The following is a 24,397-nucleotide window of genomic DNA, read 5'->3' as shown; positions in this document are numbered from 1 at the left end:
GAAAGAAAACTGCGAAGGGAAGTTTAAAAAAAACGTTTCGCTGGCGACGAACGGCATTGGTTTGTAAAAGTGTATGGAAAAAGTTATACAGCCGTTTCGCTTGAACTTATACAACATGGATTTTGTTAATAAACAAAACGGCGTCAAATCGAATTTATTCATTGCCAGGGGGACGGTTTCAGTCCTCGCCGCCGCTCACTTTCCAATGCTTGGCCTCGGGTGGGAACACCACTTGTTCAACCCGATGCGCGATGCCGAAGGCCAGGGAATTCTCCGCCGGGATCACTCGTTCTTCGGCGCACAGGCATTTGAAGATATCCAGTTGCGTGGCAGCGCCGGCCGTTTCCTTGACGTAGATTTCCACGTACCGCGCCACGTCGTTGTCGAGGCTGGACAGGTATTCGCGCAAGCGCGAGTGGTCCACGGATTTCTGGCCGAAATACCAATTCATCGGGTGGATCAGGAAGCGCGAATGCGGGGTCGTGGTGCGGTCGCTGGCGGCCAGGTACATGACGATGCCCATCGACTCGATGTTGCCGGCGTTCACGGCGCGCACCGGCACGGGGAGGGACTTGATGAAGGTGTAGAGGGTGAACCCGAAGTTGGTGCTACCGCCGACCGTAGAGAGGTTGAGCATCAGCGAGTCAGCGCCTTTTTCAATGGCTTCCAGGCAATTGTCGCGGAAGCGTTCGGTGGTTCCCTGATCGATCTGGCAATGGAAATGGACGATGTGTTCGGACATCTGAAACTCCTCTCGACGTCACGCGTTGACGAGTCTGCGGATCAGCGGCTCTGTACAGTTGGGAGTCCACCGGCTGTCGGATGTTCCACTTCCGTAACACGTTATCGAGTCCGGCTACGAATCGATCGTTTCGCTCAACAGGCTTCGACGGCGTGGGCCATGCGTTCCAGGAACATCGTCAGCGCCGCTTCCTGCGCACTGAGGCCCTTGCGCACCCGAGGCTTGGGCAGTTCATGCAGGACGCCGCCCATGAAGCCTTCCAGTACGGCGGGATGGATGTAGCATTTGCGACAGACGGCTGGCGTGTTGCCCAACTGGCAGGCGACTTGCCGGACCATCTCGGCGACGTGTCGCTTGGCCTCGGTTTCGGTTTCCCATTGCAATGTGCGCAGTCCCTCCAAGGCTGCTGCGCTGCCTGCCCAGGTGCGGTAGTCCTTGGCGGTGAAATCGGCGCCGGTGAGCGTCTTGAGGTAGGCGTTGACGTCCGATGAGGTGACGGCGTGGCGCTCGCCGCTCTCGTCCAGGTACTGGAAGAGATTCTGTCCGGGCATTTCCTGGCAGCGCCGGATGATTCGCGCCAGGCGTCGGTCTTTCACGGTGATCTGATGTTCGATGCCGCTCTTGCCACGGAACTGGAACGCGATGGCACTGCCGTTGACTGCGACGTGCTTATTGCGCAGCGTGGTCAGGCCGTAGGAACGATTATCCCGGGCGTATTGGGTGTTGCCGACGCGGATCAGAGTCACGTCGAGCAAGGTGATGACCGTCGCCATGACTTTGTCGCGACTGAAGCCCGGGGTGGCGAGAATGTCTTCCAGGCGCTTGCGCAAGCGGGGCAGGGTGCGGCCGAACTCCAGCATGCGTGAATACTTGTCGGCATCGCGCACTTCGCGCCAGCGTGGATGATAACGGTATTGCTTGCGGCCACGGGCATCGCGGCCGGTGGCCTGGAGATGGCCGCGGGGGTCGGTGCAGATCCAGACATCGGTGTAGGCCGGCGGAACGGCCAGGGCATTGATGCGCTGGATTTCGGCTGCGTCGGTGATGCGCTCGCCCGATGGATCGAAATAACAGAACTTGCCCCGCAGTTTCCTGCGGGTGATGCCCGGCGCCGTGTCGTCGACGTAATGCAAGTCGGCCGGGAGCGCATCGGACATTGGGGTATCGGGCATGGTGGATCCTTGGCGATGAATTCGGATGGCCTGTGAATTCATTGACCGCTGGCCGTTGCGGTCGTGCCGAGATTCTCATATCACCCGATTCAACCCTGTGGGAGCGAGCTTGCTCGCGATAGCGGTGGATCAGCTTGCTCAGAAGCTGAATGTGCCGACGTCATCGCGAGCAAGCTCGCTCCCACAGGGGAAATCTTCTGTGAACGGCTACGCCAACACCGCCACCGCCTTGATCTGCGCCCACAGCACTTGCCCTGGGTGCAGCTTCAACTGGTCGCGGGAATACCGGGTGATCCGCGCCAGCAGCGGGGTGCCGGCAGCGTCCAGGCGGATCAGCACGTGGGCCGCGTTGTCGCCGGCCAGTTCGCTGACCACCGTCACTGGCAGGCGATTGAGGATGCTGGTCTGCGCATCGTTTGCCAGGCTCAGGCTGACGTCCCGGGCCTGTACCTTGATGCGCAGCGGCAGTCCGTCAGCCAGGGGCGTGTGGGTCACGCGCATGCGGAGCTGGCTGTCGGGCAGCGTCAGGGTGAGCAACTGATACTGCGTGTCATAGCCGGCGACCTTGCCCTGGATCACCACGCCTGCGTCATCGCCCAGGGCCAGTGGCAGGTCGAGCCGGGCCAGGGTCTCGCCGATCGGCCCGCTGGCCAAGGCCCGCCCGGCATCCAGCAACACGATGTGATCGGCCAGGCGCGCCACTTCATCCTGGGAATGGCTGACGTACAGCACCGGGATGTCCAGTTCATCGTGGAGTCGTTGCAGGTACGGCAGGATCTCGTTCTTGCGTCGCGTATCGAGGGCCGCCAGCGGTTCATCCATCAGCAGCAAGCGTGGGCTGGTCAGCAAGGCGCGGGCGATGCCGACGCGCTGGCGTTCGCCGCCGGAAAGGTTGTGCGGCTGCCTGTCGAGCAAGTGGCCGATGCCCAGCAGTTCCGTCGCTTGGGTCATGTCCACGCGCCGTTGCGCCGTGGCGACGCGCTTGAGGCCGAACAGCAAGTTACCGCGCACCGACAGGTGATCGAACAGGCTCGCCTCCTGGAAAACGTACCCCAGCGCTCGCTGGTGGGGCGGCACGAAAATCCCGCGCTCGCTGTCCTGCCACACCTCGCCATTGACCTCGACGAAGCCCCGCGCAGGCCGGTCCAGCCCGGCGATGCAGCGCAGGCAGGTGGTTTTGCCGGAGCCGGATTCGCCGTACAGCGCGGTCACGCCCCGGCCAGGCAATTGCACGTCCAAGTCCAGGGAAAACGGGCCGTGGTCGAGTCGAAATCGTGCCTGGATCATCGATCAGCTCCAGCCGGCGCGGGTTCGGCGGCTGGAATACAACGCCAGCAACACCAGGAAGGAAAACACCAGCATCGCCGCCGCCAGCCAGTGGGCCTGGCTGTATTCAAGGGCTTCGACATGGTCGTAGATCTGCACCGACACCACCCGGGTTTTCTCCGGGATGTTCCCGCCGATCATCAGCACCACGCCAAATTCGCCGACCGTGTGGGCGAAGCCGAGGATCGTCGCCGTGATGAAGCCGGGGCGCGCCAAGGGCAGGATGACGCTGAAGAAGGTGTCCCACGGCCCGGCTCGCAGGGTGGCGGCGACTTCCAGGGGCCGGCTGCCAATGGCGGAAAAGGCGTTTTGCAACGGCTGCACCACAAACGGCATGGAATAGATCACTGAGCCAATCACCAGCCCGCTGAAGCTGAAGGTGAGGGTGCCCAGGCCGAGGGCCTGGGTGAACTGGCCGATCCAGCCGTTCGGCCCCAATGCCAGCAACAGATAGAAGCCGATCACGGTCGGCGGCAGCACCAATGGCAGGGCGACCACTGCACCCACGGGCCCGCGCAGCCAGGATCGGGTGCGCGACAGCCACAACGCGATAGGCGTGCCGATCAGCAGCAGGATCACCGTGGTCAGTGACGCCAGTTTCAGGGTCAACCCGATGGCGGAATAGTCGGCGCCGGTCAGCATTTAGCGTTGATAACCGTAGGCTTGGATGATAGCGGCGGCTTTCGGCCCCTTGAGGTAGTCCATCAATGCCTTCGCGGCAGGGTTGTCCCGGCCCTTGCCGAGGATCACGGCGTCCTGCTTGATCGGGTCGTGCAGTTCGGCAGGGACAATCCACGCGGAACCGCTCGCCAGCTTGCCGTCCTTGAACACCTGGGACAAGGCCACGAAACCGAGCTCGGCATTGCCGGTGGAAACGAACTGGTAGGCCTGGGTGATGTTCTGGCCTTCGACGATCTTGCCCTTGACCTGATTGGCGAGCCCCATCTTATCCAACACCTGGGTGGCGGCGAGGCCATAGGGCGCGGCTTTCGGGTTAGCGATGGACAGGTGTTGGAACGCGTTGTCCCGCAGGACCTGGCCCTTGGCGTCGACGTAATTGTCCTTGGCTGACCACAACGCAAGCGTGCCAATGGCGTAGGTGAAGCGCGAGCCTTTCACGGTATCGCCTTCGCTTTCCAGTTTGGCCGGGGTGGTGTCGTCGGCGGCCAGGAACACTTCGAACGGCGCGCCGTTCTTGATCTGGGTGTAGAACTGCCCGGTCGCGCCGTATGCGGCAATCAGTTTGTGTCCGGTGTCCTTCTCGAAATCGGCGGCGATGGCCTGGATCGGGGCGGTGAAATTGGACGCGACCGCGACTTGCACCTCTTCGGCGTGGGCAGCGTTGACACAAAAGCAGGCTGCCAGCAGCAGCGGGGCGAAATGGACTGGGCGCATGGACAGGGTTCCGTGGGGGCGGGTTCGCTATATAGCGGAATATATAGCGAATGGCTGGCAAACGGAACGTGGCATTTTGTCAGAAGTCAGCGGTGGCAGGGCTGCCGTCATCGCGAGCAAACTCGCTCCCACAGGATTTCGGGATGAATGCATGATTGATATTCACACTGAACCCCTGTGGGAGCGAGCTTGCTCGCGATAGCGTCCGGTCAAGCGCCGGGGACTGTCAGGCTTGCGCTCAGCCCTTGAATCGAGCCAGCGCCTCCTCGGCCAGACGCCGCGTCAACTCGCCGCTCGGCAACTCGCGCCCCAGCGGAAACGCCTGGCCGGCCCAGAGATTGGAGAAGTCAGCTTCATCTTTGGCGCGCAAGGGCATCAACGCGCCGCCCGCCAGGGGGAATGCCGGGGCGAGCGGGCTCATCGGGCCGACTTCGCGCATCACTCGGTTGACGATCCCTCGGGCCGGGCGACCCGTGAACAGATTGGTGACCGCGGTCTGGCTTTCCTTGGCCGTGCGCAACGCCCGGTGATGGGACGCGCTGATCTTCGCCTCGGGCGTGAACAGATAGGCGCTGCCCAGCTGTACCGCCGACGCGCCCAGGGCGAACGCGGCGACGATTCCCCGCGCATCGCCGATACCGCCGGTTGCGATCACCGGCACCTTCACCGCGTCCACGACCTGCGGCAGCAAGGCGAACAGGCCCACCTGGGTGTTGAGGTCGTCACTGAGGAACATCCCGCGATGACCGCCGGCTTCATAGCCCATGGCGATGATCGCGTCGCAGCCGTGTTGTTCGAGCCAGATGGCTTCCTCGACAGTGGTGGCCGACGAGAGGATTTTCGCGCCGGTGGCCTTGACCCGATCCAGCAACGACTTTTCCGGCAGGCCGAAGTGGAAGCTGACCACCTTGGGTCGCAACTCTTCCAGCACGCGGCAGGCTGCGTCGTCGAATGGCGTGCGATTGGACACCGGCGTTGGCGCGTCAAAATCGGCGCCAAGCTCTTCGTAATAAGGCTTGAGTCGTTGCTTCCAGGTCTCGGCCCTTTGCTCATCAAAGACTGGCGGTTGGTGGCTGAAAAAATTCACGCTGAACGGCTTGTCGGTCTGTTCGGCAATGTCCGTCAGGGCCTGGCGCAATTGCTCTACATCGAGCATCGCGGCAGGCATCGAACCCATCCCACCGGCATTGGACGTGGCGACCACCATGGCCGGACCGGTCACCCCGGCCAGCGGACCCTGGATGATCGGATGCTCGATGCCGAGCAGGTCGAGAATGCGGGTGTCTGGCCACTGACTCATGTCCGGTGTCTCCGACGGCAGAAGGAAATGCTGTTTTTAGCAGGAGTGACCCGGCCAGGGCCAGTCGAGTTTTTCAATCGATGCCCGGGTTGATCCCGACGCAAGGATCGGTACCATGCGGACTTCAACTATCAAGGAGCCCGACCCATGGACGTGAAACTCAGGACCGTCGAACCCTTCACGGTCGCCGGATTGCAGGTACGCACCCGCAACGCCGACGAGCAGCAGGGCGACGCGGCGAAGATCGGCCCGATGTGGCAGCAGTTCTTCACCGAAGGGGTGTTCGACCGGATCCCGGCGCGTCAGTCGGAGTCGTTCGTCTATGGGGTGTATTCCGACTACGAGTCCGATGCGACTGGCTATTTCAACGTGACGGCGGGTGTGCAGGTCGATGCCACGAGCGCAGGCTACCCCGCCGTGGATATCGAGGGCGGGGATTACCTGGTGTTCACCGCCAAGGGTGAGATGCCCGGCTGCGTGATCCAGGCCTGGGGGCTGATCTGGGCGTACTTCGCCGACAACCCACAGGCCGTGCGTCGGTTCACCACCGATTTCGAGGTGTATAACGCGCCCGATTCGGTCGCGATCTATATCGGCGTTCAATCCTCCGGCGAGCGCTCCAGCGCCAACAGCTGACGTTTGCGCTCAACGCCCCAGCGGTAGCCGGACAGGTTGCCGTCGCTGCGCACCACCCGATGGCAGGGGATCGCCACGGCGAGGCTGTTGGCACCGCAGGCCTGGGCCACCGCGCGCACCGCTTTGGGCAAGCCGATGCGCTGGGCGATCTCGGCGTAGCTGGCGGTGCTGCCCGGTGGAATCTCCCGCAGAGCCTGCCAGACCCGCTCCTGGAACGCCGTGCCGCGCAGGTCCAACGGCAAATCCAGGCCCAAGGCCGGCGCTTCGATAAACCCCACCACCTGGGCGATCAGTTGCTCGAATTCCCGGTCGGCGCCGATGAGGTTGGCACGGCGGAATTTGTCCTGCAGGTCGCGCACCAGCGCGTCCGGATCATCCCCCAGCAGGATCGCGCATACGCCACGCTCGCTTTGCGCCACCAGGATCGCCCCGAGGGAGCACTGGCCGACGGCGAAGCAAATGTCAGTGTTTTGTCCGGCGGCGCGGTAATCGGCGGGTTTCATGCCCAGGACTTTGTCGGCGGCTTCATAGAAGCGGCTGTTGGAATTGAAGCCGGCGTCATACAGCGCTTCGGTCACCGATCCGGCGTCTGCCAGGCGTTCGCGCACCTTGCGTGAGCGATGGGCTGCGGCGTAGGCCTTGGGTGTCAGGCCGGTGATGGATTTGAAGACTCGATGGAAGTGGAAGGGGCTCAGGCCCGCAGTCCTGGCGAGGTCATTCAGCCCAGGCAGTTCCTCGGCCGCCTCGATCTGCCGGCAGGCGGCCGCGACCCGGGCCGCTTGTTGCGCGGCAATCTGGGTCTGGTCCCTTGCCAGGCGCTTGCTGGGACGGTAGCCGGCGGCCTGGGCCTGTTCCGGCGTGTCGAAGAATTCGACGTTGCGCGGGTTCGGCAGGCGCGACAGGCTGCTGGGGTGGCAATAGATGCCAGTGGTCTTCACGCCGTAGACAAATGTGCCGTCGGCGCGTGGATCCCGGGCGAGCACGGCGGCCCAGCGTGGGTCCTGATCAGGGGAGCGGTTGTTGGAAGTGTTGTTCATGGTCGTTATTCCATTGGCCCGTTTTGCCTAGAGTAAGGAGCCATGCTTGTGACGACACTCCGGGTCTTGCGGTTGAATTCTGCGCTTTTAACCGGCCATGCGGAACGTCAGATTGATCCGTTGGGCGCCCAGGCGCGGATGCTCTCCGGGCTTGAGCGGCAGCACGCCGTGGTAGCGTAACCGGTCCACGCCACCCCAGACCACAATGTCGCCATGGAACAACGGGATGCGCTGGCTTTTGTCGCTGCGCTCGAATCCGCCGAACTGGAAGACGGCTGGCAGGCCCAGGGAGAGCGAGACGACGGGGGCCGTCAGGGAACGTTCGTTCTTGTCCTGGTGCAGCGACATGCGTGCGCCAGGCACGTAGCGGTTGATCAGGCAGGCGTCCGGCTCGAAATGCTCGAACCTTGCCTCACGGGCGGCGGCCAGGGCCAGTTCGCGAAATACTTGCGGCATGTCGGGCCAGGGGTGGCCGGTCTGCGGGTCGTGGGCGGTATAGCGGTAGCCGCTGCGGTCAGTGGTCCAGCCGAGCGCGCCACAACTGGTCAACGCCACCGACATGGTGAAACCGCCGGGCGTGACCATCTGCCGGAACGGTGCTGCCTGCAAGACGCTTTCCAGGGCCGGCAGCAGGCGCTCGAGCCAAGGCAGGGCAAACCCGCGCAGTACAAAGGACTGTCGGCCGATCTGCTCGATCTGGCCTGGGAGAGTGGGCGCCTGGTCGGCGAACAGGTCGAAGGTGATGGGCGTGTCGTCATTGCGCATCATGAAAAATGATCCCGAGTGTATGCCGGCTGCCCGCTGTGTACGTGGCTGACGCCATGGCGCAAGTTGACTCGATAATAACCTCGAACGCCTTTGACCGGCCGCTGATGTACGGCGAACACTACGGCGTCGCCTTGTTTCAAGTCGATGACCTGGGGGCGCGACTGCATACGCGGGCGCTGCTCGGTGAGGACGAACTCGCCCCCGGTGAAGTCCTCGCCGGGTTCCGACAGCAGGATCGCCACCTGCAGCGGGAATACGTGCTCGCCATACAGGTCCTGGTGCAGGCAGTTGTAGTCCTGAGGCCCGTATTGCAGCAGCAATGGAGTGGGGCGTTGTTGACCGGCGGCGTGGCAGCGTTGGATGAAATCGGTGTGTTGCTCGGGAAATCGCGCTTCCAGCCCCATGCATTCATTCCAGCGATTGGCCAGCGGTACCAGCTTCGGATACAGCGACTGACGCAATTGCTGGATCACTTCAGGCAGCGGATAAGCAAAATACTGATACTCGCCGCGCCCGAATCCATGGCGCGCCATTATTACCCGTGAACGGAAAAGCCCGGAGTCCGCATACAAACTACTCAACTGCCGGCATTGCGTTGCTTGGCAGCAGGTTGCGAATGATCGCGCAGCCGTCCAGGTCGAGGCTTGCCGCCAGGGTGGGCCAGTCGAGGTCGGCGAGGTGTTGGGTCAGGGAGGGCGTAGGGGACATGATTGCAATCCTGTTGGAAGGACTGGTCAGTCTGAAGAATGCTGCGGTGCAGGCACCCCGTTTCTTGCTTATTTGAGAGCTCTTGTGGCGAGGGGATTTATCCCCGCTCGGCTGCGCAGCAGTCGTAAGCTTGCATCCACGGTTCACCTGCTGCAATGAAGTAGCAAGTTTTGGGGCTGCTGCGCAGCCCAGCGGGGATAAATCCCCTCGCCACGGATGCATGGCTGCGTCTTACAGCGCCTTGCTGACCTTGAGCTCGGTGATCTCGTCGTCCGTCTCGCCATGCAGCTTTTTCAGCGCGGCAATGGCTTCTTCCTCAGTGCCGGTTTGCAACTGCGCGAACTCGAAGCGGCGTTCGCCGTTGAGCTTGTACTTGATCACGTATTTGGTCGTCGGGGTCACGGTTTTCCTGTCCTTTGCGGTAGGGAGGCTCAGCTGAGTTTCGAGCTGGAGCGCCGGATGATCTTGATCTTGTGGGTCAGGGTCGGCTTGCGGGTGACGCTGATGGCGCGACGGCTGACGGTGTCGATGGTAATGTTCCAGAAACCGGTGCTGGGCGCGGTGATCCTGGCCGGGAACGTGTCGAACGCGCCGCCATGGTAAGTGTGCCGGCCACCGTTCTTGAAGCTGCGGAAATTGGCGTCGTTCATCAAGCGGATGTTGCACATTTGGGAGCATTCGATGACGACGATGTCGTCCTCGTTGAGGTGCTCGCGCTGATGGATGAATTTCATGGGTGCCTCCAGAAGGGCATTTCTTGCAATCGACACGGCAAGGTGGGCAAATAATGGCGCGCAGTTTACCAGCACCACGGTGCAATAACCGACCCCTGTCCTGGGTGAAACTTATTTATTGCCGGTAGGCGAATAAAAAAAACCAGGGCGCCGGAGAAAAACGGCGTTTGCATTGTCGGAGGGTCTTTATCGGAGGATTGATATGAAGCGCAGCGTGTGGGTAATGGCCTTGGCCCTGGGTGGATGTGCATCGGTATCGGACATCAACCAGACGCCACCCACCATGAGCGTCATCTCCGGTAAGAAACCTCATGAATACGCCAATTGCGTTGCCGACAAGCTGCTCAAGACCCGTGGCCCGCTGCAGATGGAGCCGCACAAGAACGGCGTCCGGGTGATCGTGCCAGGCCGATTGTCGACGCTGCCCGCGGCGGTGTTCGACATTGACGAGCGTTCCAGTGGCAGCAGCATCAAGTTGCACGAAAGCATGTCCAACGTGCCGGTGCGTCCGGGAGACGTGCAGGAAGCGGCCAACGCGTGCATCTCCGGTTGAGCGCGTCCCGGGCCTGACGAACGGGCCGGGCATCGGTTAAACTGCATCCTTCGAAAAAATGCCGCCACGGTCACGTTGGCGGCATTGTCATTTATGGAGTTCAGTCGATGAAACGCGAGCAGGTCCGCGAGCGCCATGCAGAAGGACTTATCTGCGCCACCCATGTGATACAGAATCCCGCGAGCCCCGGGGAATGGATCGTCTTCTTCAAGAAAAGCGCCGGACGCAGTTTCTTTCTCGTGGATGACCAGGACGAAGTCGAATCCTTCGGCCGGCTCGATGACCTGATCGAGACCTTGCGGGGCCTGGGGATCAAGTTCGCCGAGATTCATATCTAGCTTATTTGCAGACGACCACGACACTGCGGCTGGTGAAGTTCCCGACGTCGACGCCCAAGGTTTTCTCGCTGTCCTTGGCCTGTGGCGTGCCATCGGTGCCGACGATGCGGTAGCCGGTGCCGAGCGCATGAGGCGTCCGCTTTCTCATAGCAGGTTGCCCAGGAGTTGGCTTCGCCCGAACAGTCGATGGACAGGCCTTGCTCGCCGTTATCCAGGTAGGTTTTTTCCGCCGAGGCACAACCTGCCAGGGCCAGGACTGCGGACAGCGCCAGGAGTGTCTTCATGGGGAGAGTCATCGAGAAGGGAAGGATGGCGCGAGATTATAGCGAATAGCCATTCCGGTACAGCTAAACCAATGGCCCCTTCGAGCACCCAGGCGTCGAAGGGGCTGGCCGATTATTTCTTGCGGCGATTATTGCGCGCAGGCGCCTGTTCGCGTTCCCGGGGCGCCGGTGCAGAGCGCTCGTCCTGGAAGACCGCGGCGACTTCCACCGCCATCGTCTTGCTGGGCAAGGGGCCGGCCACCTGCTCGCCATGGTAGTTGATAATCCACCATTGGCCGTCCTTGTCCTGGCTGACCGAATAACCGTTTGCGTTCTGTGTTGCCGACATCTAGCTGCCTCGTTGGCGGGATCAAGGCGGCCATGATACGCCAAATACCCGCAAACAGCGCTGATGGGCGTACAGTGGGGACCGCTGGAACCATCGAAGCGAAAGGCGATTGAACTATCCGCCGGTTTATTTCTCTATGATGGCATCGGTTGGCCAGTGCAGGCATTGTAAGCCGCCTGCCGGCTGATTAGACTGCGCCGAAACTTGTACACACCGCCTTTTCAAGGACTTATATGATCAAGAAATGCTTGTTCCCAGCAGCCGGTTACGGTACTCGCTTCCTGCCAGCGACTAAAGCCATGCCCAAAGAAATGCTGCCGGTGGTGAACAAGCCACTGATCCAGTACGGCGTCGAAGAAGCCCTCGATGCAGGCCTGACGGAAATTTCCATCGTCACCGGCCGTGGCAAGCGCGCCCTGGAAGACCATTTCGACATCAGCTACGAGCTGGAAAACCAGATCAAGGGCACCGACAAGGAAAAATACCTGGTCGGCATTCGCAAGTTGCTGGACGAGTGCTCGTTCTCCTACACCCGCCAGACCGAAATGAAAGGCCTGGGCCACGCGATCCTCACCGGCCGCCCGTTGATCGGTGACGAACCGTTCGCCGTGGTCCTCGCGGACGACTTGTGCGTGAACCTGGAAGGCGACGGCGTACTGACCCAGATGGTCAAGCTGTACAAGCAGTTCCGCTGCTCCATCGTGGCGATCCAGGAAGTGGATCCGCAGGAAACCAACAAGTACGGTGTGATTGCTGGCGAAATGATCCGCGACGACATCTACCGCGTCCACAGCATGGTTGAAAAACCAAAGCCTGAAGATGCACCGTCGAACCTGGCGATCATCGGTCGCTACATCCTGACCCCGGACATCTTCGACCTGATCGAACAGACCGAGCCAGGCAAGGGCGGTGAAATCCAGATCACCGACGCCCTGATGAAACAGGCCCAGAACGGCTGCGTCATGGCCTACAAGTTCAAGGGCAAGCGTTTCGACTGCGGTGGCGCCGAAGGTTATATCGACGCGACCAACTTCTGCTTCGAGAACTTCTACAAGACCGGCAAGGCTTACTGATAAGCCTGCGTCGCGCTTGAAAAAAACGCCCCGACTGGTTCGGGGCGTTTTTTTTGCGCGCGAATAAGCAGGCGCGAAAATCGTCCGTGGCGAGGGAGCTTGCTCCCGCTGGGCGCGAAGCCCCCCTCTGGCCTCAAAGGCTGCCGACCATTTGCGGCTGCTTCGCAGCCGAGCGGGAGCAAGCTCCCTCGCCACAAAGGCAAGCTGCAAAAAATGCCGTTTGGCTTTTCAGGTTTTACCCCCATAACCATCTGAACGCTGCCCCAGGTGAAAGCAGCAGGTATGCTGACAACCTGCCGAAGGAGATAGATGATGGCCTACGATTTTGATCTGTATGTGATTGGCGCCGGTTCCGGTGGTGTGCGGGCGGCGCGGTTTGCCGCGGGGTTTGGTGCAAAAGTGGGCGTGGCGGAAAGCCGCTACCTGGGCGGTACGTGCGTGAACGTCGGTTGCGTGCCGAAAAAACTGCTGGTCTACGGAGCGCATTACGCCGAGGACTTCGAACAAGCGTCGGCCTACGGCTGGACGGCGGGCGAGGCGAGTTTCGACTGGGCGACGCTGATTGCCAACAAGGATCGCGAGATCAATCGCCTCAACGGCATCTACCGCAATCTGCTGGGCAACAGTGGCGTCACGCTGCATGAAGGCCACGCCCGGATCACCGGCCCTCACGAAGTCGAGATCAACGGCGAGCGCCATACCGCCGAGCACATCATGATCGCCACGGGTGGCTGGCCGGTGATCCCGGATATTCCAGGGCGCGAGCACGCCATCAGTTCCAACGAGGCGTTTTTCCTGAAGACGCTGCCCAAACGCATGCTGGTGGTGGGCGGCGGCTACATCGCGGTGGAATTCGCCGGGATCTTCCACGGCATGGGCGCGCAAACGTCCTTGCTCTATCGCGGCGACCTGTTCCTGCGTGGCTTCGACGGCGCAGTGCGCAAGCATCTGGCCGAGGAGTTGCAGCGTCGTGGCCTGGACTTGCAGTTCAACGCGGACATCCAGCGCATCGACAAAGAAGCCGACGGCAGCCTGAAGGTGACACTCAAGGACGGTCGGACGCTATCCACCGATTGCGTGTTCTACGCCACTGGCCGGCGGCCGATGCTGGACAACCTCGGCCTGGAGAACACCGGCGTGACGCTGGACGAAAAAGGCTTTGTCCAGGTCAACGAAAAATACGAGACCGCCGAGCCGTCGATCCTGGCCATAGGCGACGTGATCGGCCGCGTGCAGCTCACGCCTGTCGCGTTGGCTGAAGGCATGGCGGTGGCGCGACGCCTGTTCAAGCCCGAGCAGTATCGCCTGGTGGATTACCGGATGATCCCCACCGCCGTGTTCAGCCTGCCGAACATCGGCACGGTTGGCCTGACGGAAGAGCAGGCCCGGGAGGAGGGCCATGAGGTGCAGATTTTCGAAAGCCGTTTCCGGCCGATGAAGCTGACCCTCACCGAGTGCCAGGAACGCACGCTGATGAAGCTGGTGGTCGATGCCAAGTCCGACAAAGTGCTGGGTTGCCACATGGTCGGGCCGGACGCAGGGGAAATTGTCCAGGGCCTGGCGATTGCCCTGAAGGCCGGCGCGACCAAGCGTGACTTCGACGAGACCATCGGCGTACACCCGACCGCTGCCGAAGAATTCGTCACCATGCGTACGCCCACTGCCTGATCTCCTCCCCAGAACAAGGCTGCGATCCCTTTGATCCAGCCTTGTGAACTGTTTGGCAACCGCTGCGATCAACCGATCGCCGCCTTCCGCAGCTTCCACAGATTTCTTCTATCTATATGGATTCCTGATAGCCAAAACCAATCATTCGCATGAGGTTTGGCAATGAGCCAATAGCGGAATGAATGGCTAAGATTCACCCCATCAACTTTTCAACCCCTGACGGAGAGTCAACGATGCCTATCATCAACAGCCAAGTTAAACCGTTCAAAGCTACCGCTTTCAAAAACGGCGCATTCGTCGAAGTGTCGGATGCTGACCTGAAAGGCAAGTGGTCTGTCGTGTTCTTCTACCCGGCTGACTTCACCTTCGTTTGCCCAACCGAGCTGGAAGACCTGGCCGACAACTACGCCGAATTCCAGAAACTGGGCGTCGAGATCTACAGCGTGTCCACCGACACTCACTTTGCCCACGCTGCCTGGCACAACACTTCGCCAGCCATCGGCAAGATCCAGTACACCATGATCGGCGACCCGACCCTGGCAATCTCCCGCAACTTCGACGTGCTGATCGAAGAAGCAGGCCTGGCTGACCGCGGTACTTTCGTGATCAACCCAGAAGGCCAGATCAAGATCGTTGAAATCAACGACGGCGGTGTAGGCCGCGACGCTTCCGAGCTGCTGCGCAAGATCAAGGCTGCTCAGTACGTTGCCGCTCACCCAGGCGAAGTCTGCCCAGCCAAGTGGAAAGAAGGCGAGGCCACCCTGGCTCCGTCCCTGGACCTGGTCGGCAAGATCTAAGTCCGTGAGTCATCCGAGGGCGATCCGCTCTTGATCAGGTAAGCCGCTTCGCCCCAAAAAACGCCCGGGCGAGATTCGCTCGGGCGTTGTTTTTTCTGAAATTCAAACATGGAAATCGCCCGTATGTTGGACGCCAATCTTAAAGCTCAGTTGAAGTCATACCTGGAACGGGTCACCCAGCCGATCGAGATCGTTGCATCCCTCGACGACGGTGCGAAATCCCAGGAAATGCTCGCGTTACTCAAAGACGTTGCCAGTCTTTCCAATCAGATTACCTTGCTCGACAACGGCACCGATGCGCGCAAGCCATCGTTCTCGTTGAACCGCCCCGGAGCCGATATCAGCCTGCGTTTTGCCGGCATTCCCATGGGCCACGAATTCACTTCGCTGGTGCTGGCCCTGCTGCAAGTCGGTGGCCACCCTTCGAAGGCCAGTGTCGAAGTGATCGAACAGATCCGCTCGCTCAAGGGCGAGTTCAACTTCGAGACGTATTTCTCGCTGTCGTGCCAGAACTGCCCGGACGTGGTCCAGGCGCTGAACCTGATGGCCGTGCTGAACCCGAACATCAAGCACGTCGCCATCGACGGCGCGCTGTTCCAGGCCGAAGTCGATGAACGCCAGATCATGGCCGTGCCAAGCATCTACTTGAACGGTGTGAACTTCGGCCAGGGCCGCATGGGCCTGGAAGAAATCCTCGCCAAGATCGACACCAGCGGCATCGAGCGCCAAGCCGAGAAGATCAGCGCCAAGGATGCCTTTGACGTGTTGGTGGTTGGCGGTGGCCCGGCCGGTGCCTCGGCGGCGATCTACGCAGCGCGTAAAGGCATCCGCACCGGTGTGGCGGCCGAGCGTTTCGGCGGCCAGGTGCTCGACACCATGGCCATCGAGAACTTCATCTCGGTCCAGGAAACCGAAGGCCCGAAACTGGCCGTTGCCCTGGAAGAACACGTCAAGCAGTACGACGTGGACATCATGAACCTGCAACGCGCCGACGCCTTGGTGCCTGGCACGGACGGCGGGCTACATGAAGTCAGGTTCGCCAGCGGCGCAAGCCTCAAGGCCAAGACCGTGATCCTGGCGACCGGCGCCCGCTGGCGCGAAATGAACGTGCCGGGTGAGCAACAATATCGCAACAAAGGCGTGGCTTACTGCCCGCACTGCGACGGTCCACTGTTCAAGGGCAAGCGCGTTGCGGTAATCGGTGGCGGCAACTCCGGCGTTGAAGCGGCCATCGACTTGGCCGGTATCGTGTCCCATGTGACCCTGCTGGAGTTCGACGTGCAATTGCGTGCCGACGCAGTGTTGCAGCGCAAACTGCACAGCCTGCCGAACGTGACGGTGATCACCAACGCCCAGACCACTGAAGTAACCGGCGATGGGCAGAAGGTCAACGGCCTGCGCTACAAGGATCGTCCGAGCGGTGAATTGCGCGACGTGGCGCTGGAAGGGATCTTCGTGCAGATCGGCCTATTGCCTAACACCGATTGGCTCAAGGGCACCGTCGAGTTGTCACCGCGTGGCGAGATCATCGTCGATGCCCGTGGCGAAACCTCGATCCCGGGTGTGTTCGCTGCAGGGGACGTGACCACCGTGCCGTACAAGCAGATCGTGATCGCCGTGGGCGAGGGCGCCAAGGCTTCGTTGAGCGCTTTCGATCACCTGATCCGCACGTCCGCGCCGGCCTGATCGCCAGTCGCTGAAACAACAAAACCCCATGGGCCTTGGCTCATGGGGTTTTTTATTTCGAATTACGCATTCTCCTGTGGGAGCGAGCTTGCTCGCGATAGCTGCAGCACATTCAGTATTGATGTGCCAGACAGACCGCTATCGCGAGCAAGCTCGCTCCCACAAGGGGGCTGATGTGGTTATAGAACTTGTAACGGCGCAGGCTGGATGATCTCGACCCAGTAGCCATCCGGGTCCTTGATGAACGCCAGGCTTTTCATGCGGCCATCGTTCAGGCGTTTCTGGAAGTCACAGCCCAGCGCTTCGAAGCGTTCGCAGGCGGCGACGACGTCCGGCACCGAGATGCAGATGTGGCCAAAACCGCGCGGGTCGGTGTTGCCGTTGTGGTAGGTAAATGCCGGGTCGTTTTCGGTGCCATGATTGTGGGTCAGTTCGAGAATACCGGGGATCGACTTCATCCACTCGGTGCGCGCCGCCGCGTCCGCCGGGATCTGGTTTTTGTCCACCAGCGCCAGGAAATACAGGCTGAATTCGGCTTCAGGGAAATCACGTTTTTCCACCAGGGAAAAACCCAGCACGCGGGTATAGAAGTCCAAGGATTTGGTAATGTCCTTGACCCGCAGCATGGTGTGGTTGAAGACGAACTTGGCCGTGGCGGTGTCAGGTTGGGCGGTGACGCCAGGAAAAGAGTTGAGTGCTTGCAGGCTCATGGGCCCTCCGGAAAATAAGTGGGGCAAACGGCGTCGCAACTTGGGCGCGACGATCCTGGGCTTGCGCTGGACGGCTTCCTTGCAGGTGTGTCCATGATACGCAAGGGGCATGGCATCGCCAAACATCGCTATTGCCTGGTGATGCCACGCCCATCAGACTTCAGGATTCGCCCTGGAGTGCGTGCAATGTTTCGATCGTTCCTTCCGCTGTCTTTTTTACTGTTCGCCGTCGTGGCGAGTGTCGATGCCGGAGCGGCCGAACCGCAGGTAATCTGGCCCCAGGGCTGGAAAGTCGAGTCGTTGTCTGCCGATGCGCTCGGCACCGGGCACCCACCGGCAGCGTGCGACCAAGAGCGACCTTTCAGGTAATGCCTTGATGGTCATGGAACTGACTGTAACGCCTGTAGCGGCGGATCATCAGCCGAACTTGCAAGGCGTGTTGCTGGAAATGCGAAAGTCCCTGCAAAAGGATTTTTTCCAGGGCGGCTATCAAAGCGTCTGCAATAAGATTCACCCTTCCATGTTGGGCGGCGTAACGGCATTGGAAACCACTTGCACGATCACGCAGAACGGGCGTCATGTATTGTCACAAACGTTGGTCGTAGCACTAAGCGAGGGCAGCGCCTACGTGCTGTCCTATGCTGGGCAGGCGCAGGTGTATGTTGAAAGCCAGGACGAAATACAGTCAGTACGAAATAGCCTGAAACTATAAGGCCTCGGTGTACTACTCTGGAATTACTTCCAAAGTTCAGCCATAAAAAAGCCCTGAATGTATTCAGGGCTTTTTCCACTAGTGTTGACTGTCAGCCACGCAGCCACGAATCGACCGTGCTTGCGCCGTACTTTTCCTTCCAGGCTTTCAGGCCGCGATGGTTGCCGCCCTTGGTTTCGATGAGTTCGCCGGTGTGTGGGTTCTGGTAAACCTTGACGACCCTGGCCCGGCGGGTCTTTGGGGTCTTGGCGGAGAGGCTGCCCGACTTGGACGGGTTCGGCTCGAGGATCGCGATAATGTCACGCAGGCCTTTGCCGTAGGTTTTCATCAGCCCCTGGAGCTTCTCTTCGAATTCGATTTCTTTCTTGAGCCCGGCGTCATTCTTCAGTGCCTCCAGCTGTGCGAGCTGTTCCTGAAGGGCCTTCTCGGCTTTGCGAAATTCAGCGAGTCTGGACAATATCAATACTCCAATAGAAATAAATGGCTGATACCAACCGCAAACAAAGCTATAAGCCAAGCGCTTTGTAGCGACTCGGTGACTAATGACTCTCCTGCTATCTGGTACAGGCAGAAAAAATTGTAGTAGTTAAACCGAAAAGTGTAAATCGTAACTTTTTCGTTATGTAACAACAGTAGACGTTCTAGCGAGAGCGCGCTTTCATCGTCAAGCGCTTGGCGGCGGAAAATGGCCACTAACGGTACTCGCTGTCGCAATAAATTTTTTCTCCTGATCGCACATATCAATAGACAGCACTCTATAAAGTTCACGCGTCGGGCTGCGGAAAGTCACTCTCACTCAGTAGGTTATTTAAGATTCGAGCTTGCTGTCACCCAAGCGAACGCCGCATCAGACCGGGTGCAACGCCTGGGCCAGTTCAATAAATGCAAGGGTTGCGGGAGAGGCCTGGCGGCGATCCAGCACGGCCATGCCGATCTGGCGTGGAATCCGTGGTGACAAGGCTCGTTTGGCGATACGTGGATCATCGAGGGGCGGCAACGAGCCTTCGGACACCACGCTTACCGCGTCGCCACGACTGACGATATCGAGCGTGCTGAGCAACTGCGAGCAGCGATAACGTACGTTCGGTGTGAGCCGAGCGGCATTGAACAGGCGCCAGACCAGTTCCGACGAGCCGGCCTCGGTGAGTATGAAAGGGTCGTTGCACAGCTCGCCGAGCTTGAGATTGGCCTGGGCGGCGAGGGGGTGAGCGGCGGGGAGCAGAGCGACCATTTGGTCCTCCATCAACGCGAATGTATCGAAGCGCTCTTCAGGCAAGACCACGAAGCCGACGTCGACTCGCCGTTCATCCAGCCACTGTAGAACCTGCCGGTCCGGCCCCTCGTCGACGTGCACCTCGATCCCCGGGTGCAAGGCACGGAAGCGCTCCAGGATGGACGGCAGCAACTTCATTGACGACGTCGGACCGAACGAGCCGATGCGCAACGTGCCGCGGCGCATCCCTCGGGCGTCGGCGGCTTCCTGGCGCAAGGTGTTCGCCAACCCGAGCATGGCCCGGGCCCGCAACAGCAACTGCTGGCCGATGTCGCTCGGCTCGACGAGGGACTGATGACGTCGGAACAATTCGACGCCCAATTCCTGTTCGAGGGTTTTGATGGCGTGTGACACCGCTGACTGGCCGATGCCCAGGCGTGTCGCGGCTGCCGTGAACCCGCGCAGCTCTGCGACCAGCGAGAAGATTTCGAGTTGGGTGAGTGTCATGAGGAAAGGCTCATTTTACGATGACCAGACATGAGTAGAACAATACGGCATCCCAGCAATACAGAAAACCGTGGCGAGGGAGCTTGCTCCCGCTGGACCGCGCAGCGGGCCCATCGCTGGTAAATGAAAGGACTGCTTCGCAGCCCAGCGCGAGCAAGCTCCCTCGCCACAGGTAATTCGTCCTATTCAACGTGGTGAAACCATGAAAACCCTCGAACAAACCGTCCCAATCCCTTCAGACCTTCCGGTCTATCTAAAGCTCGCCATGGTCACGATGATCTGGGGCGGGACTTTCGTGGCCGGGCGGATCCTCTCCGATGCCCTGGCGCCCCTGTTCGCGGCCAGCCTGCGGTTCCTGCTGGCGAGTGGCGCGCTGTTGGTGTTTCTCGGCCTGGCCGGCATTCCCCTGGCCAGGCCCAGCCTGAAGCAGGGCGTGCAACTGGCGGTGCTGGGATTCTTCGGTATCTTCTTCTACAACCTGTGCTTCTTTTATGGCTTGCAGTACATCAACGCATCACGGGCCTCGCTGATAGTGGCATTGAATCCGGCCGTGATCGGGTTGGCCTCCTGGTGGCTGTTCAAGGAGCGGTTGGGGCGCTTGAAAATCATCGGCATCGCGCTGTGTATCGGCGGGGCGGGGCTGGTGATCGTCAGTCGTGATCCGTCCTTGCTGCAGGCAACGGGGCAGGGCTGGACCGGCGACTTGCTGATTTTCGGCTGCGTGCTGGGATGGGGCATTTATTCGCTGTTCTCCCGAAGCCTCAACGAAAGCCTTGGCCCGTTGCAGACGGTCACCTGGTCGATCCTGTTGGGCACGCTGATGTTGTGGGCTGCCTGTGCGACGGTGGGTGAGGTTCGCTTGGAGGCGTTGACCGCGCTGGACATCAGGCAATGGCTGAGCCTGCTATACCTCGGCGTGCTGGGCTCGGCCCTGGCCTACATCGCCTGGTATGACGGTATTCGCCGGATTGGCGCAACCCGTTCCGGCGTGTTCATCGCACTCAATCCGCTGACGGCGGTGTTGCTGGGGGCGTTGTTGCTGGACGAACGGCTCACGGCCCTGATGTGCGTCGGCGGCGGCGTGATTCTGGCGGGCATTTTCCTCTGCAACAAACCCCTTGCACGGTCGGCGCAAAAGGCGATTTGATACAGAAGGCGGACAAATCCAGTTACGCTGTGTAGAATCGATTTACGCATACAAGAATAACGTCTTCTGGCAGCAGAAGCCTCGCCCGCAAGAGCCTTGGGTCGACAATGAAGATACTTGGGTTTCAACTGATCTATGGCGATTTCCTCGCCCGCAGCGTTCGTGGCATCTCCTGCGCGCCGCCCCGTGCCCTCAGCATCACTGGCAACTAACGTTTCCTGTTAATTGATAAGCATGATGAGGCGCCGACATGGCAGATCTATACGAAAACCCGATGGGCCTGATGGGCTTTGAATTCATCGAATTCGCGTCCCCTACGCCCAACACCCTGGAGCCGATCTTCGAGATCATGGGCTTCACCAAAGTGGCCACCCACCGGTCCAAGGATGTGCACCTGTATCGCCAGGGCGCGATCAACCTGATCCTCAACAACGAACCCCATAGCGTCGCTTCGTATTTCGCGGCCGAGCACGGCCCGTCGGTGTGCGGCATGGCGTTCCGGGTCAAGGACTCGCAAAAAGCCTACAAGCGCGCCCTGGAGCTTGGCGCCCAGCCGATCCATATCGAAACCGGCCCGATGGAGCTGAACCTGCCTGCCATCAAAGGTATCGGCGGCGCGCCGCTGTACCTGATCGACCGTTTTGGCGAAGGCAGTTCGATCTATGACATCGACTTCGTGTTCCTCGAAGGCGTCGACCGCAACCCGGTGGGCGCGGGCCTGAAAATCATCGATCACCTGACCCACAACGTGTATCGCGGGCGCATGGCCTACTGGGCGAACTTCTACGAGAAGCTGTTCAACTTCCGCGAGATCCGTTACTTCGACATCAAGGGCGAATACACCGGCCTGACGTCCAAGGCGATGACCGCTCCGGACGGCATGATTCGCATCCCGTTGAACGAAGAATCGTCCAAGGGCGCCGGCCAGATCGAAGAGTTCCTGATGCAGTTCAACGGCGAGGGCATCCAGCATGTGGCGTTCCTCACCGACGACCTGATCAAGACCTGGGACCAGTTGAAGAAAATCGGCATGCGCTTCATGACCGCGCCGCCGGACACCTACTACGAAATGCTCGAAGGTCGCCTGCCGAACCACGGTGAACCTGTCGGTGAGCTGCAATCGCGTGGCATTTTGCTGGACGGTGCGTCCGAGCAAGGCGATAAGCGCCTGCTGCTGCAGATATTTTCGGAAACCCTGATGGGCCCGGTGTTCTTCGAGTTCATCCAGCGCAAGGGCGACGACGGCTTCGGCGAGGGCAACTTCAAGGCCCTGTTCGAGTCGATCGAGCGCGACCAGGTGCGTCGTGGTGTGCTCGCTACCGAGTAACCGCTGAAACAATAAAAAGCCCGCCCGGCAGTGATGCCGGGCGGGCTTTTTATTGTCAATACACAACCCTTTGTGGGAGCGAGCTTGCTCGCGATAGCGGTATATCAGCCGGCAAAGATGTTGGCTGACACTCCGCTATCGCGAGCAAGCTCGCTCCCACAGGGGGGCAGACGGTGACCTTAAGTCCTGCGCCGCTGCCTCACCAAGTGCTTGAACCCTTCGAACACCAGTACCGCCACGGCCATCCAGATGGGGATGTAGGTCAGCCATTCTTCGGCCTTGATACTTTCTCCCAGCAACAGCGCAACGCCCAGCAGCAACACGGGTTCTACATAGCTCAACAACCCGAACAGGCTGAACGGCAGCAGTCGACTGGCGACGATATAGGACACCAGCGCCGACGCACTGATGACACCGAGAATCGGGATCAACAGCGACAGCCACGGGTACTGATCGAAGACGCCGAAGCCCTGTTCACCGCTCTGCACGAACCAGAGCGCCAATGGCAGCATCAATGTCATGTCCAGCCAGAGCCCGCCCAGGTTGTCGGTACGCAGGCGTTTGCGCAGGATGAAATAGATGGGATAGCCCACCACCACCAATAACGTCGCCCAGGAAAAACCACCCACCTGGTAGAGCTCGTTGAGCACGCCCAGGGTGGCGAAAAACACCGCGACCTTTTGCAAGCGGGAGAGGCGCTCGCCATAGACGATACGTCCGGTCAGGACCATCGATAACGGCAGCAGGAAATAGCCCAGCGACACGTCCAGGCTGTAGCCGTTGAGCGGCGCCCACATGAACAGCCACAACTGCGCGCCCATCAGTGCCGATGACGCCATTGCACCCAGCAGCAAGCGCGGCGTGGCGACCAGGCGTGCGACAAGATCCGAGACGAGTTTCCATTCGCGGGCGATCAACATGAACGCGGTCATGCACGGCATCGTCAGCAACATGCGCCAGCCGAAAATCTCCAGGCCGGTCAGTGGCGTGAGCAGTGAGGTGTAGTAATACATGACGGCGAACAGGGCGGATGCCGAGACCGATAGAGCGATGCCTTTGGACACTGATGCCCCTTGTTATTGGATGAGCCTGAGTCTCCGTGGCGAGGGCGCAAGCTCCCTCGCCACGGTGGTATCTGTGTAGGTTACGACGTACGCGGCACGCGTCCTGGCACGAAGTGGCCGACATCATTGAACCCCGGCGTCGAGGCATGCCCCGGCGTCACCAGCGAATCGATGAACGCTTCATCTTCCGCCGTGATCTTCACCGCCTGCGCCTTGGTGTACGAATCCCATTGCTCCTCGGTGCGCGGCCCGACGATGGCCGAGGTCACGGCATTGTTGTTCAGTACCCAGGCGATGGCGAACTCGACGATGCCTACGCCCCGGCCCTGGGTGTATTCCAGGATCTGCTGGGCAATGCGCAAGGACTCGACCCGCCATTCGGTTTCCAGGATGCGCTTGTCCTGGCGACCGGCGCGGCTGTTGGCGTCTGGTGCCACGTCTGGCGCGTATTTGCCGCTGAGCACGCCTCGGGCCAAGGGGCTGAACGGCACCACGCCAAGGCCGTAGTTCTGCGCGGCGGTGATCTGCTCGGTTTCCGCCTGGCGGTTGACGATGTTGTACAGCGGTTGGCTGATCACCGGGCGGTCGATGCCCATGCTGTCGGCAATTCGGATCACCTCGGCGATGCGCCAGCCGCGGTAGTTCGACAGGCCCCAATAGCGGATCTTGCCCTGGCGGATCAAATCGCCGATCGCTGACACGGTGACGTGCAGCGGGGTGTTGTGGTCTTCGCGGTGCAGGTAATAGATGTCCAGGTAATCGGTGCCCAGGCGCGTCAGGCTGGCCTCGATGCCATTGAACAGATGCTTGCGGCTCAGGCCGCTGCGGTTGGGCACACCGTCCGGCGGGCCGAAACCGACCTTGGTGGCGAGCACCCACTCGTGGCGACGACTGGCAATCGCTTCGCCGACGATTTCTTCGGAGCGACCGCCGGTGTAGACGTCCGCCGTGTCGATGAAATTGATGCCCTGGTCCCAGGCCTTGTCGATGATCCGCAGCGAATCCTCGGTGCTGGTCTGTTCGCCGAACATCATCGTGCCCAGGGTCAACGTCGAGACTTGCAACCCGGAATGGCCTAGCGTGCGGTAGCTCATGACAAGATCCTTTTATCCATGGGAAAGGCTCAATCAAATACCAGAACCGCCGCGTGGATCCAACCGTTTTCTCAAACA

The 24,397-nt window shown here is 60.5% G+C and carries 25 protein-coding genes and 3 pseudogenes; 10 read left to right on the top strand and 18 right to left on the bottom strand.

The annotated features are described in order from the left end of the window. Nucleotides 1–178 precede the first annotated feature (178 nt). From AB4N42_RS20700 to AB4N42_RS20675, 6 genes are all read right to left on the bottom strand, one after another. Entirely contained in the window at nt 179–742 is a 564-nt protein-coding gene (locus tag AB4N42_RS20700; RefSeq protein WP_030142235.1) for an ATP-dependent Clp protease proteolytic subunit, read from the bottom strand. Nucleotides 743–876: 134 nt separating this feature from the next. Then, nucleotides 877–1,914: a DNA topoisomerase IB gene (locus tag AB4N42_RS20695; RefSeq protein ID WP_431145660.1), complete on the bottom strand. Its 1,038-nt coding sequence runs from the start codon at nt 1,912–1,914 to the stop codon at nt 877–879. 207 nt (nt 1,915–2,121) lie between these two features. Further along, on the bottom strand, nt 2,122–3,201 hold the full coding sequence (gene modC, locus AB4N42_RS20690; RefSeq protein ID WP_460115248.1) for a molybdenum ABC transporter ATP-binding protein: 1,080 nt from the start codon (nt 3,199–3,201) through the stop codon (nt 2,122–2,124). 3 nt (nt 3,202–3,204) lie between these two features. Next, a complete protein-coding gene (gene modB / locus AB4N42_RS20685) occupies nt 3,205–3,882 on the bottom strand; it encodes a molybdate ABC transporter permease subunit (protein ID WP_030142232.1) in 678 nt (225 codons plus the stop codon). Continuing rightward, nucleotides 3,883–4,635: a molybdate ABC transporter substrate-binding protein gene (modA, locus tag AB4N42_RS20680; protein WP_085987077.1), complete on the bottom strand. Its 753-nt coding sequence runs from the start codon at nt 4,633–4,635 to the stop codon at nt 3,883–3,885. 238 nt (nt 4,636–4,873) lie between these two features. Beyond that, entirely contained in the window at nt 4,874–5,935 is a 1,062-nt protein-coding gene (locus tag AB4N42_RS20675) for an NAD(P)H-dependent flavin oxidoreductase (RefSeq protein ID WP_460115247.1), read from the bottom strand. A gap of 147 nt (nt 5,936–6,082) precedes the next feature. On the opposite strand from AB4N42_RS20675, the gene AB4N42_RS20670 reads away from it, so the two are divergent. After that, the gene (locus tag AB4N42_RS20670; protein ID WP_431145656.1) at nt 6,083–6,571 is read left to right on the top strand and encodes a GyrI-like domain-containing protein; all 489 of its coding nucleotides are present in this window, start codon (nt 6,083–6,085) and stop codon (nt 6,569–6,571) included. Here AB4N42_RS20670 and ada read toward each other — a convergent pair. The 5 genes and pseudogenes from ada to AB4N42_RS20645 all read right to left on the bottom strand — a co-directional run bounded on the left by ada (nt 6,535) and on the right by AB4N42_RS20645 (nt 9,818). Beyond that, entirely contained in the window at nt 6,535–7,608 is a 1,074-nt protein-coding gene (ada, locus tag AB4N42_RS20665) for a bifunctional DNA-binding transcriptional regulator/O6-methylguanine-DNA methyltransferase Ada (protein ID WP_460115246.1), read from the bottom strand. The two genes, AB4N42_RS20670 and ada, sit on opposite strands and share 37 nt — an antisense overlap. Before the next feature lie 87 nt (nt 7,609–7,695). Continuing rightward, on the bottom strand, nt 7,696–8,376 hold the full coding sequence (alkB, locus tag AB4N42_RS20660) for a DNA oxidative demethylase AlkB (RefSeq protein ID WP_460115245.1): 681 nt from the start codon (nt 8,374–8,376) through the stop codon (nt 7,696–7,698). Beyond that, nucleotides 8,363–9,084, bottom strand: a pseudogene (locus tag AB4N42_RS20655) (2OG-Fe(II) oxygenase). Before AB4N42_RS20655 ends, alkB begins: the two are co-directional and overlap by 14 nt. A 231-nt stretch (nt 9,085–9,315) precedes the next feature. After that, complete coding sequence (locus AB4N42_RS20650) at nt 9,316–9,486, bottom strand: hypothetical protein (RefSeq protein ID WP_198798342.1); 171 nt, start codon at nt 9,484–9,486, stop codon at nt 9,316–9,318. Between the two features lie 29 nt (nt 9,487–9,515). Continuing rightward, on the bottom strand, nt 9,516–9,818 hold the full coding sequence (locus AB4N42_RS20645; protein ID WP_030142225.1) for a DUF1883 domain-containing protein: 303 nt from the start codon (nt 9,816–9,818) through the stop codon (nt 9,516–9,518). Between the two features lie 202 nt (nt 9,819–10,020). Between AB4N42_RS20645 and AB4N42_RS20640 the strand changes: the two genes are divergently transcribed. Together AB4N42_RS20640 and AB4N42_RS20635 are read left to right on the top strand one after the other, a co-directional pair. After that, nucleotides 10,021–10,371, top strand: a complete 351-nt coding sequence (locus tag AB4N42_RS20640) for a hypothetical protein (RefSeq protein WP_249875217.1) — start codon at nt 10,021–10,023, stop codon at nt 10,369–10,371. Between the two features lie 107 nt (nt 10,372–10,478). Next, nucleotides 10,479–10,709 (top strand): hypothetical protein, encoded by a 231-nt coding sequence (locus AB4N42_RS20635; protein WP_030142223.1) that lies wholly within the window; start codon nt 10,479–10,481, stop codon nt 10,707–10,709. Nucleotide 10,710: 1 nt separating this feature from the next. Here the strand turns inward: AB4N42_RS20635 and AB4N42_RS20630 are convergent. Both AB4N42_RS20630 and AB4N42_RS20625 read right to left on the bottom strand, forming a co-directional pair. Continuing rightward, nucleotides 10,711–10,993: pseudogene (locus AB4N42_RS20630) on the bottom strand (hypothetical protein). A 112-nt stretch (nt 10,994–11,105) separates the two neighbouring features. Next, nucleotides 11,106–11,321 (bottom strand): hypothetical protein, encoded by a 216-nt coding sequence (locus AB4N42_RS20625; RefSeq protein ID WP_030142221.1) that lies wholly within the window; start codon nt 11,319–11,321, stop codon nt 11,106–11,108. A gap of 233 nt (nt 11,322–11,554) precedes the next feature. Here AB4N42_RS20625 and galU point away from each other — a divergent pair, with 233 nt between their 5' ends. From galU to ahpF, 4 genes are all read left to right on the top strand, one after another. Next, on the top strand, nt 11,555–12,394 hold the full coding sequence (galU, locus tag AB4N42_RS20620; protein WP_003182953.1) for a UTP--glucose-1-phosphate uridylyltransferase GalU: 840 nt from the start codon (nt 11,555–11,557) through the stop codon (nt 12,392–12,394). A gap of 312 nt (nt 12,395–12,706) precedes the next feature. After that, nucleotides 12,707–14,062, top strand: coding sequence for a glutathione-disulfide reductase (gene gorA / locus AB4N42_RS20615; protein WP_407683482.1), 1,356 nt, complete (start codon nt 12,707–12,709; stop codon nt 14,060–14,062). A gap of 233 nt (nt 14,063–14,295) precedes the next feature. Further along, nucleotides 14,296–14,859 (top strand): alkyl hydroperoxide reductase subunit C, encoded by a 564-nt coding sequence (gene ahpC / locus AB4N42_RS20610; RefSeq protein WP_011061677.1) that lies wholly within the window; start codon nt 14,296–14,298, stop codon nt 14,857–14,859. Nucleotides 14,860–14,982: 123 nt separating this feature from the next. Further along, on the top strand, nt 14,983–16,545 hold the full coding sequence (gene ahpF / locus AB4N42_RS20605; protein ID WP_198798346.1) for an alkyl hydroperoxide reductase subunit F: 1,563 nt from the start codon (nt 14,983–14,985) through the stop codon (nt 16,543–16,545). A 179-nt stretch (nt 16,546–16,724) separates the two neighbouring features. On the opposite strand, the gene gloA is transcribed toward ahpF, so the two are convergent. Then, on the bottom strand, nt 16,725–17,255 hold the full coding sequence (gene gloA, locus AB4N42_RS20600; protein ID WP_460115244.1) for a lactoylglutathione lyase: 531 nt from the start codon (nt 17,253–17,255) through the stop codon (nt 16,725–16,727). Nucleotides 17,256–17,441: 186 nt separating this feature from the next. On the opposite strand from gloA, the pseudogene AB4N42_RS20595 reads away from it, so the two are divergent. Next, nucleotides 17,442–17,967, top strand: a pseudogene (locus AB4N42_RS20595) (DUF4946 domain-containing protein). A 91-nt stretch (nt 17,968–18,058) separates the two neighbouring features. Here the strand turns inward: AB4N42_RS20595 and AB4N42_RS20590 are convergent. Both AB4N42_RS20590 and AB4N42_RS20585 read right to left on the bottom strand, forming a co-directional pair. Continuing rightward, nucleotides 18,059–18,424 carry a histone-like nucleoid-structuring protein, MvaT/MvaU family gene (locus AB4N42_RS20590; RefSeq protein ID WP_030142216.1) on the bottom strand — a complete coding sequence of 122 codons (366 nt, stop codon included), beginning with the start codon at nt 18,422–18,424 and terminating at the stop codon, nt 18,059–18,061. 390 nt (nt 18,425–18,814) lie between these two features. Then, nucleotides 18,815–19,687 (bottom strand): LysR family transcriptional regulator, encoded by an 873-nt coding sequence (locus tag AB4N42_RS20585; protein ID WP_460115243.1) that lies wholly within the window; start codon nt 19,685–19,687, stop codon nt 18,815–18,817. Nucleotides 19,688–19,889: 202 nt separating this feature from the next. Between AB4N42_RS20585 and AB4N42_RS20580 the strand changes: the two genes are divergently transcribed. Continuing rightward, the gene (locus tag AB4N42_RS20580) at nt 19,890–20,834 is read left to right on the top strand and encodes a DMT family transporter (protein ID WP_030142213.1); all 945 of its coding nucleotides are present in this window, start codon (nt 19,890–19,892) and stop codon (nt 20,832–20,834) included. A gap of 250 nt (nt 20,835–21,084) precedes the next feature. Next, a complete protein-coding gene (gene hppD / locus AB4N42_RS20575; protein ID WP_030142212.1) occupies nt 21,085–22,161 on the top strand; it encodes a 4-hydroxyphenylpyruvate dioxygenase in 1,077 nt (358 codons plus the stop codon). Nucleotides 22,162–22,340: 179 nt separating this feature from the next. On the opposite strand, the gene rarD is transcribed toward hppD, so the two are convergent. Beyond that, nucleotides 22,341–23,225 carry an EamA family transporter RarD gene (gene rarD, locus AB4N42_RS20570; RefSeq protein WP_217861710.1) on the bottom strand — a complete coding sequence of 295 codons (885 nt, stop codon included), beginning with the start codon at nt 23,223–23,225 and terminating at the stop codon, nt 22,341–22,343. A gap of 80 nt (nt 23,226–23,305) precedes the next feature. Beyond that, on the bottom strand, nt 23,306–24,319 hold the full coding sequence (locus tag AB4N42_RS20565; RefSeq protein ID WP_407683487.1) for an aldo/keto reductase: 1,014 nt from the start codon (nt 24,317–24,319) through the stop codon (nt 23,306–23,308). Nucleotides 24,320–24,397 lie beyond the last annotated feature (78 nt).

Source organism: Pseudomonas sp. H2_D02, from assembly GCF_054677635.1.
This window is presented reverse-complemented; position numbering and strand designations above follow the sequence as displayed.

What these genes read in the sequence shown, in the direction of transcription:
- AB4N42_RS20700 (WP_030142235.1), bottom strand. Translation starts at nt 742, where the DNA reads ATGTCCGAACACATCGTCCATTTCCATTGCCAGATCGATCAGGGAACC.
- AB4N42_RS20695 (WP_431145660.1), bottom strand. Translation starts at nt 1,914, where the DNA reads ATGCCCGATACCCCAATGTCCGATGCGCTCCCGGCCGACTTGCATTAC.
- modC (WP_460115248.1), bottom strand. Translation starts at nt 3,201, where the DNA reads ATGATCCAGGCACGATTTCGACTCGACCACGGCCCGTTTTCCCTGGAC.
- modB (WP_030142232.1), bottom strand. Translation starts at nt 3,882, where the DNA reads ATGCTGACCGGCGCCGACTATTCCGCCATCGGGTTGACCCTGAAACTG.
- modA (WP_085987077.1), bottom strand. Translation starts at nt 4,635, where the DNA reads ATGCGCCCAGTCCATTTCGCCCCGCTGCTGCTGGCAGCCTGCTTTTGT.
- AB4N42_RS20675 (WP_460115247.1), bottom strand. Translation starts at nt 5,935, where the DNA reads ATGAGTCAGTGGCCAGACACCCGCATTCTCGACCTGCTCGGCATCGAG.
- AB4N42_RS20670 (WP_431145656.1), top strand. Translation starts at nt 6,083, where the DNA reads ATGGACGTGAAACTCAGGACCGTCGAACCCTTCACGGTCGCCGGATTG.
- ada (WP_460115246.1), bottom strand. Translation starts at nt 7,608, where the DNA reads ATGAACAACACTTCCAACAACCGCTCCCCTGATCAGGACCCACGCTGG.
- alkB (WP_460115245.1), bottom strand. Translation starts at nt 8,376, where the DNA reads ATGATGCGCAATGACGACACGCCCATCACCTTCGACCTGTTCGCCGAC.
- AB4N42_RS20645 (WP_030142225.1), bottom strand. Translation starts at nt 9,818, where the DNA reads ATGAAATTCATCCATCAGCGCGAGCACCTCAACGAGGACGACATCGTC.
- AB4N42_RS20640 (WP_249875217.1), top strand. Translation starts at nt 10,021, where the DNA reads ATGAAGCGCAGCGTGTGGGTAATGGCCTTGGCCCTGGGTGGATGTGCA.
- AB4N42_RS20635 (WP_030142223.1), top strand. Translation starts at nt 10,479, where the DNA reads ATGAAACGCGAGCAGGTCCGCGAGCGCCATGCAGAAGGACTTATCTGC.
- AB4N42_RS20625 (WP_030142221.1), bottom strand. Translation starts at nt 11,321, where the DNA reads ATGTCGGCAACACAGAACGCAAACGGTTATTCGGTCAGCCAGGACAAG.
- galU (WP_003182953.1), top strand. Translation starts at nt 11,555, where the DNA reads ATGATCAAGAAATGCTTGTTCCCAGCAGCCGGTTACGGTACTCGCTTC.
- gorA (WP_407683482.1), top strand. Translation starts at nt 12,707, where the DNA reads ATGGCCTACGATTTTGATCTGTATGTGATTGGCGCCGGTTCCGGTGGT.
- ahpC (WP_011061677.1), top strand. Translation starts at nt 14,296, where the DNA reads ATGCCTATCATCAACAGCCAAGTTAAACCGTTCAAAGCTACCGCTTTC.
- ahpF (WP_198798346.1), top strand. Translation starts at nt 14,983, where the DNA reads ATGTTGGACGCCAATCTTAAAGCTCAGTTGAAGTCATACCTGGAACGG.
- gloA (WP_460115244.1), bottom strand. Translation starts at nt 17,255, where the DNA reads ATGAGCCTGCAAGCACTCAACTCTTTTCCTGGCGTCACCGCCCAACCT.
- AB4N42_RS20585 (WP_460115243.1), bottom strand. Translation starts at nt 19,687, where the DNA reads ATGACACTCACCCAACTCGAAATCTTCTCGCTGGTCGCAGAGCTGCGC.
- AB4N42_RS20580 (WP_030142213.1), top strand. Translation starts at nt 19,890, where the DNA reads ATGAAAACCCTCGAACAAACCGTCCCAATCCCTTCAGACCTTCCGGTC.
- hppD (WP_030142212.1), top strand. Translation starts at nt 21,085, where the DNA reads ATGGCAGATCTATACGAAAACCCGATGGGCCTGATGGGCTTTGAATTC.
- AB4N42_RS20565 (WP_407683487.1), bottom strand. Translation starts at nt 24,319, where the DNA reads ATGAGCTACCGCACGCTAGGCCATTCCGGGTTGCAAGTCTCGACGTTG.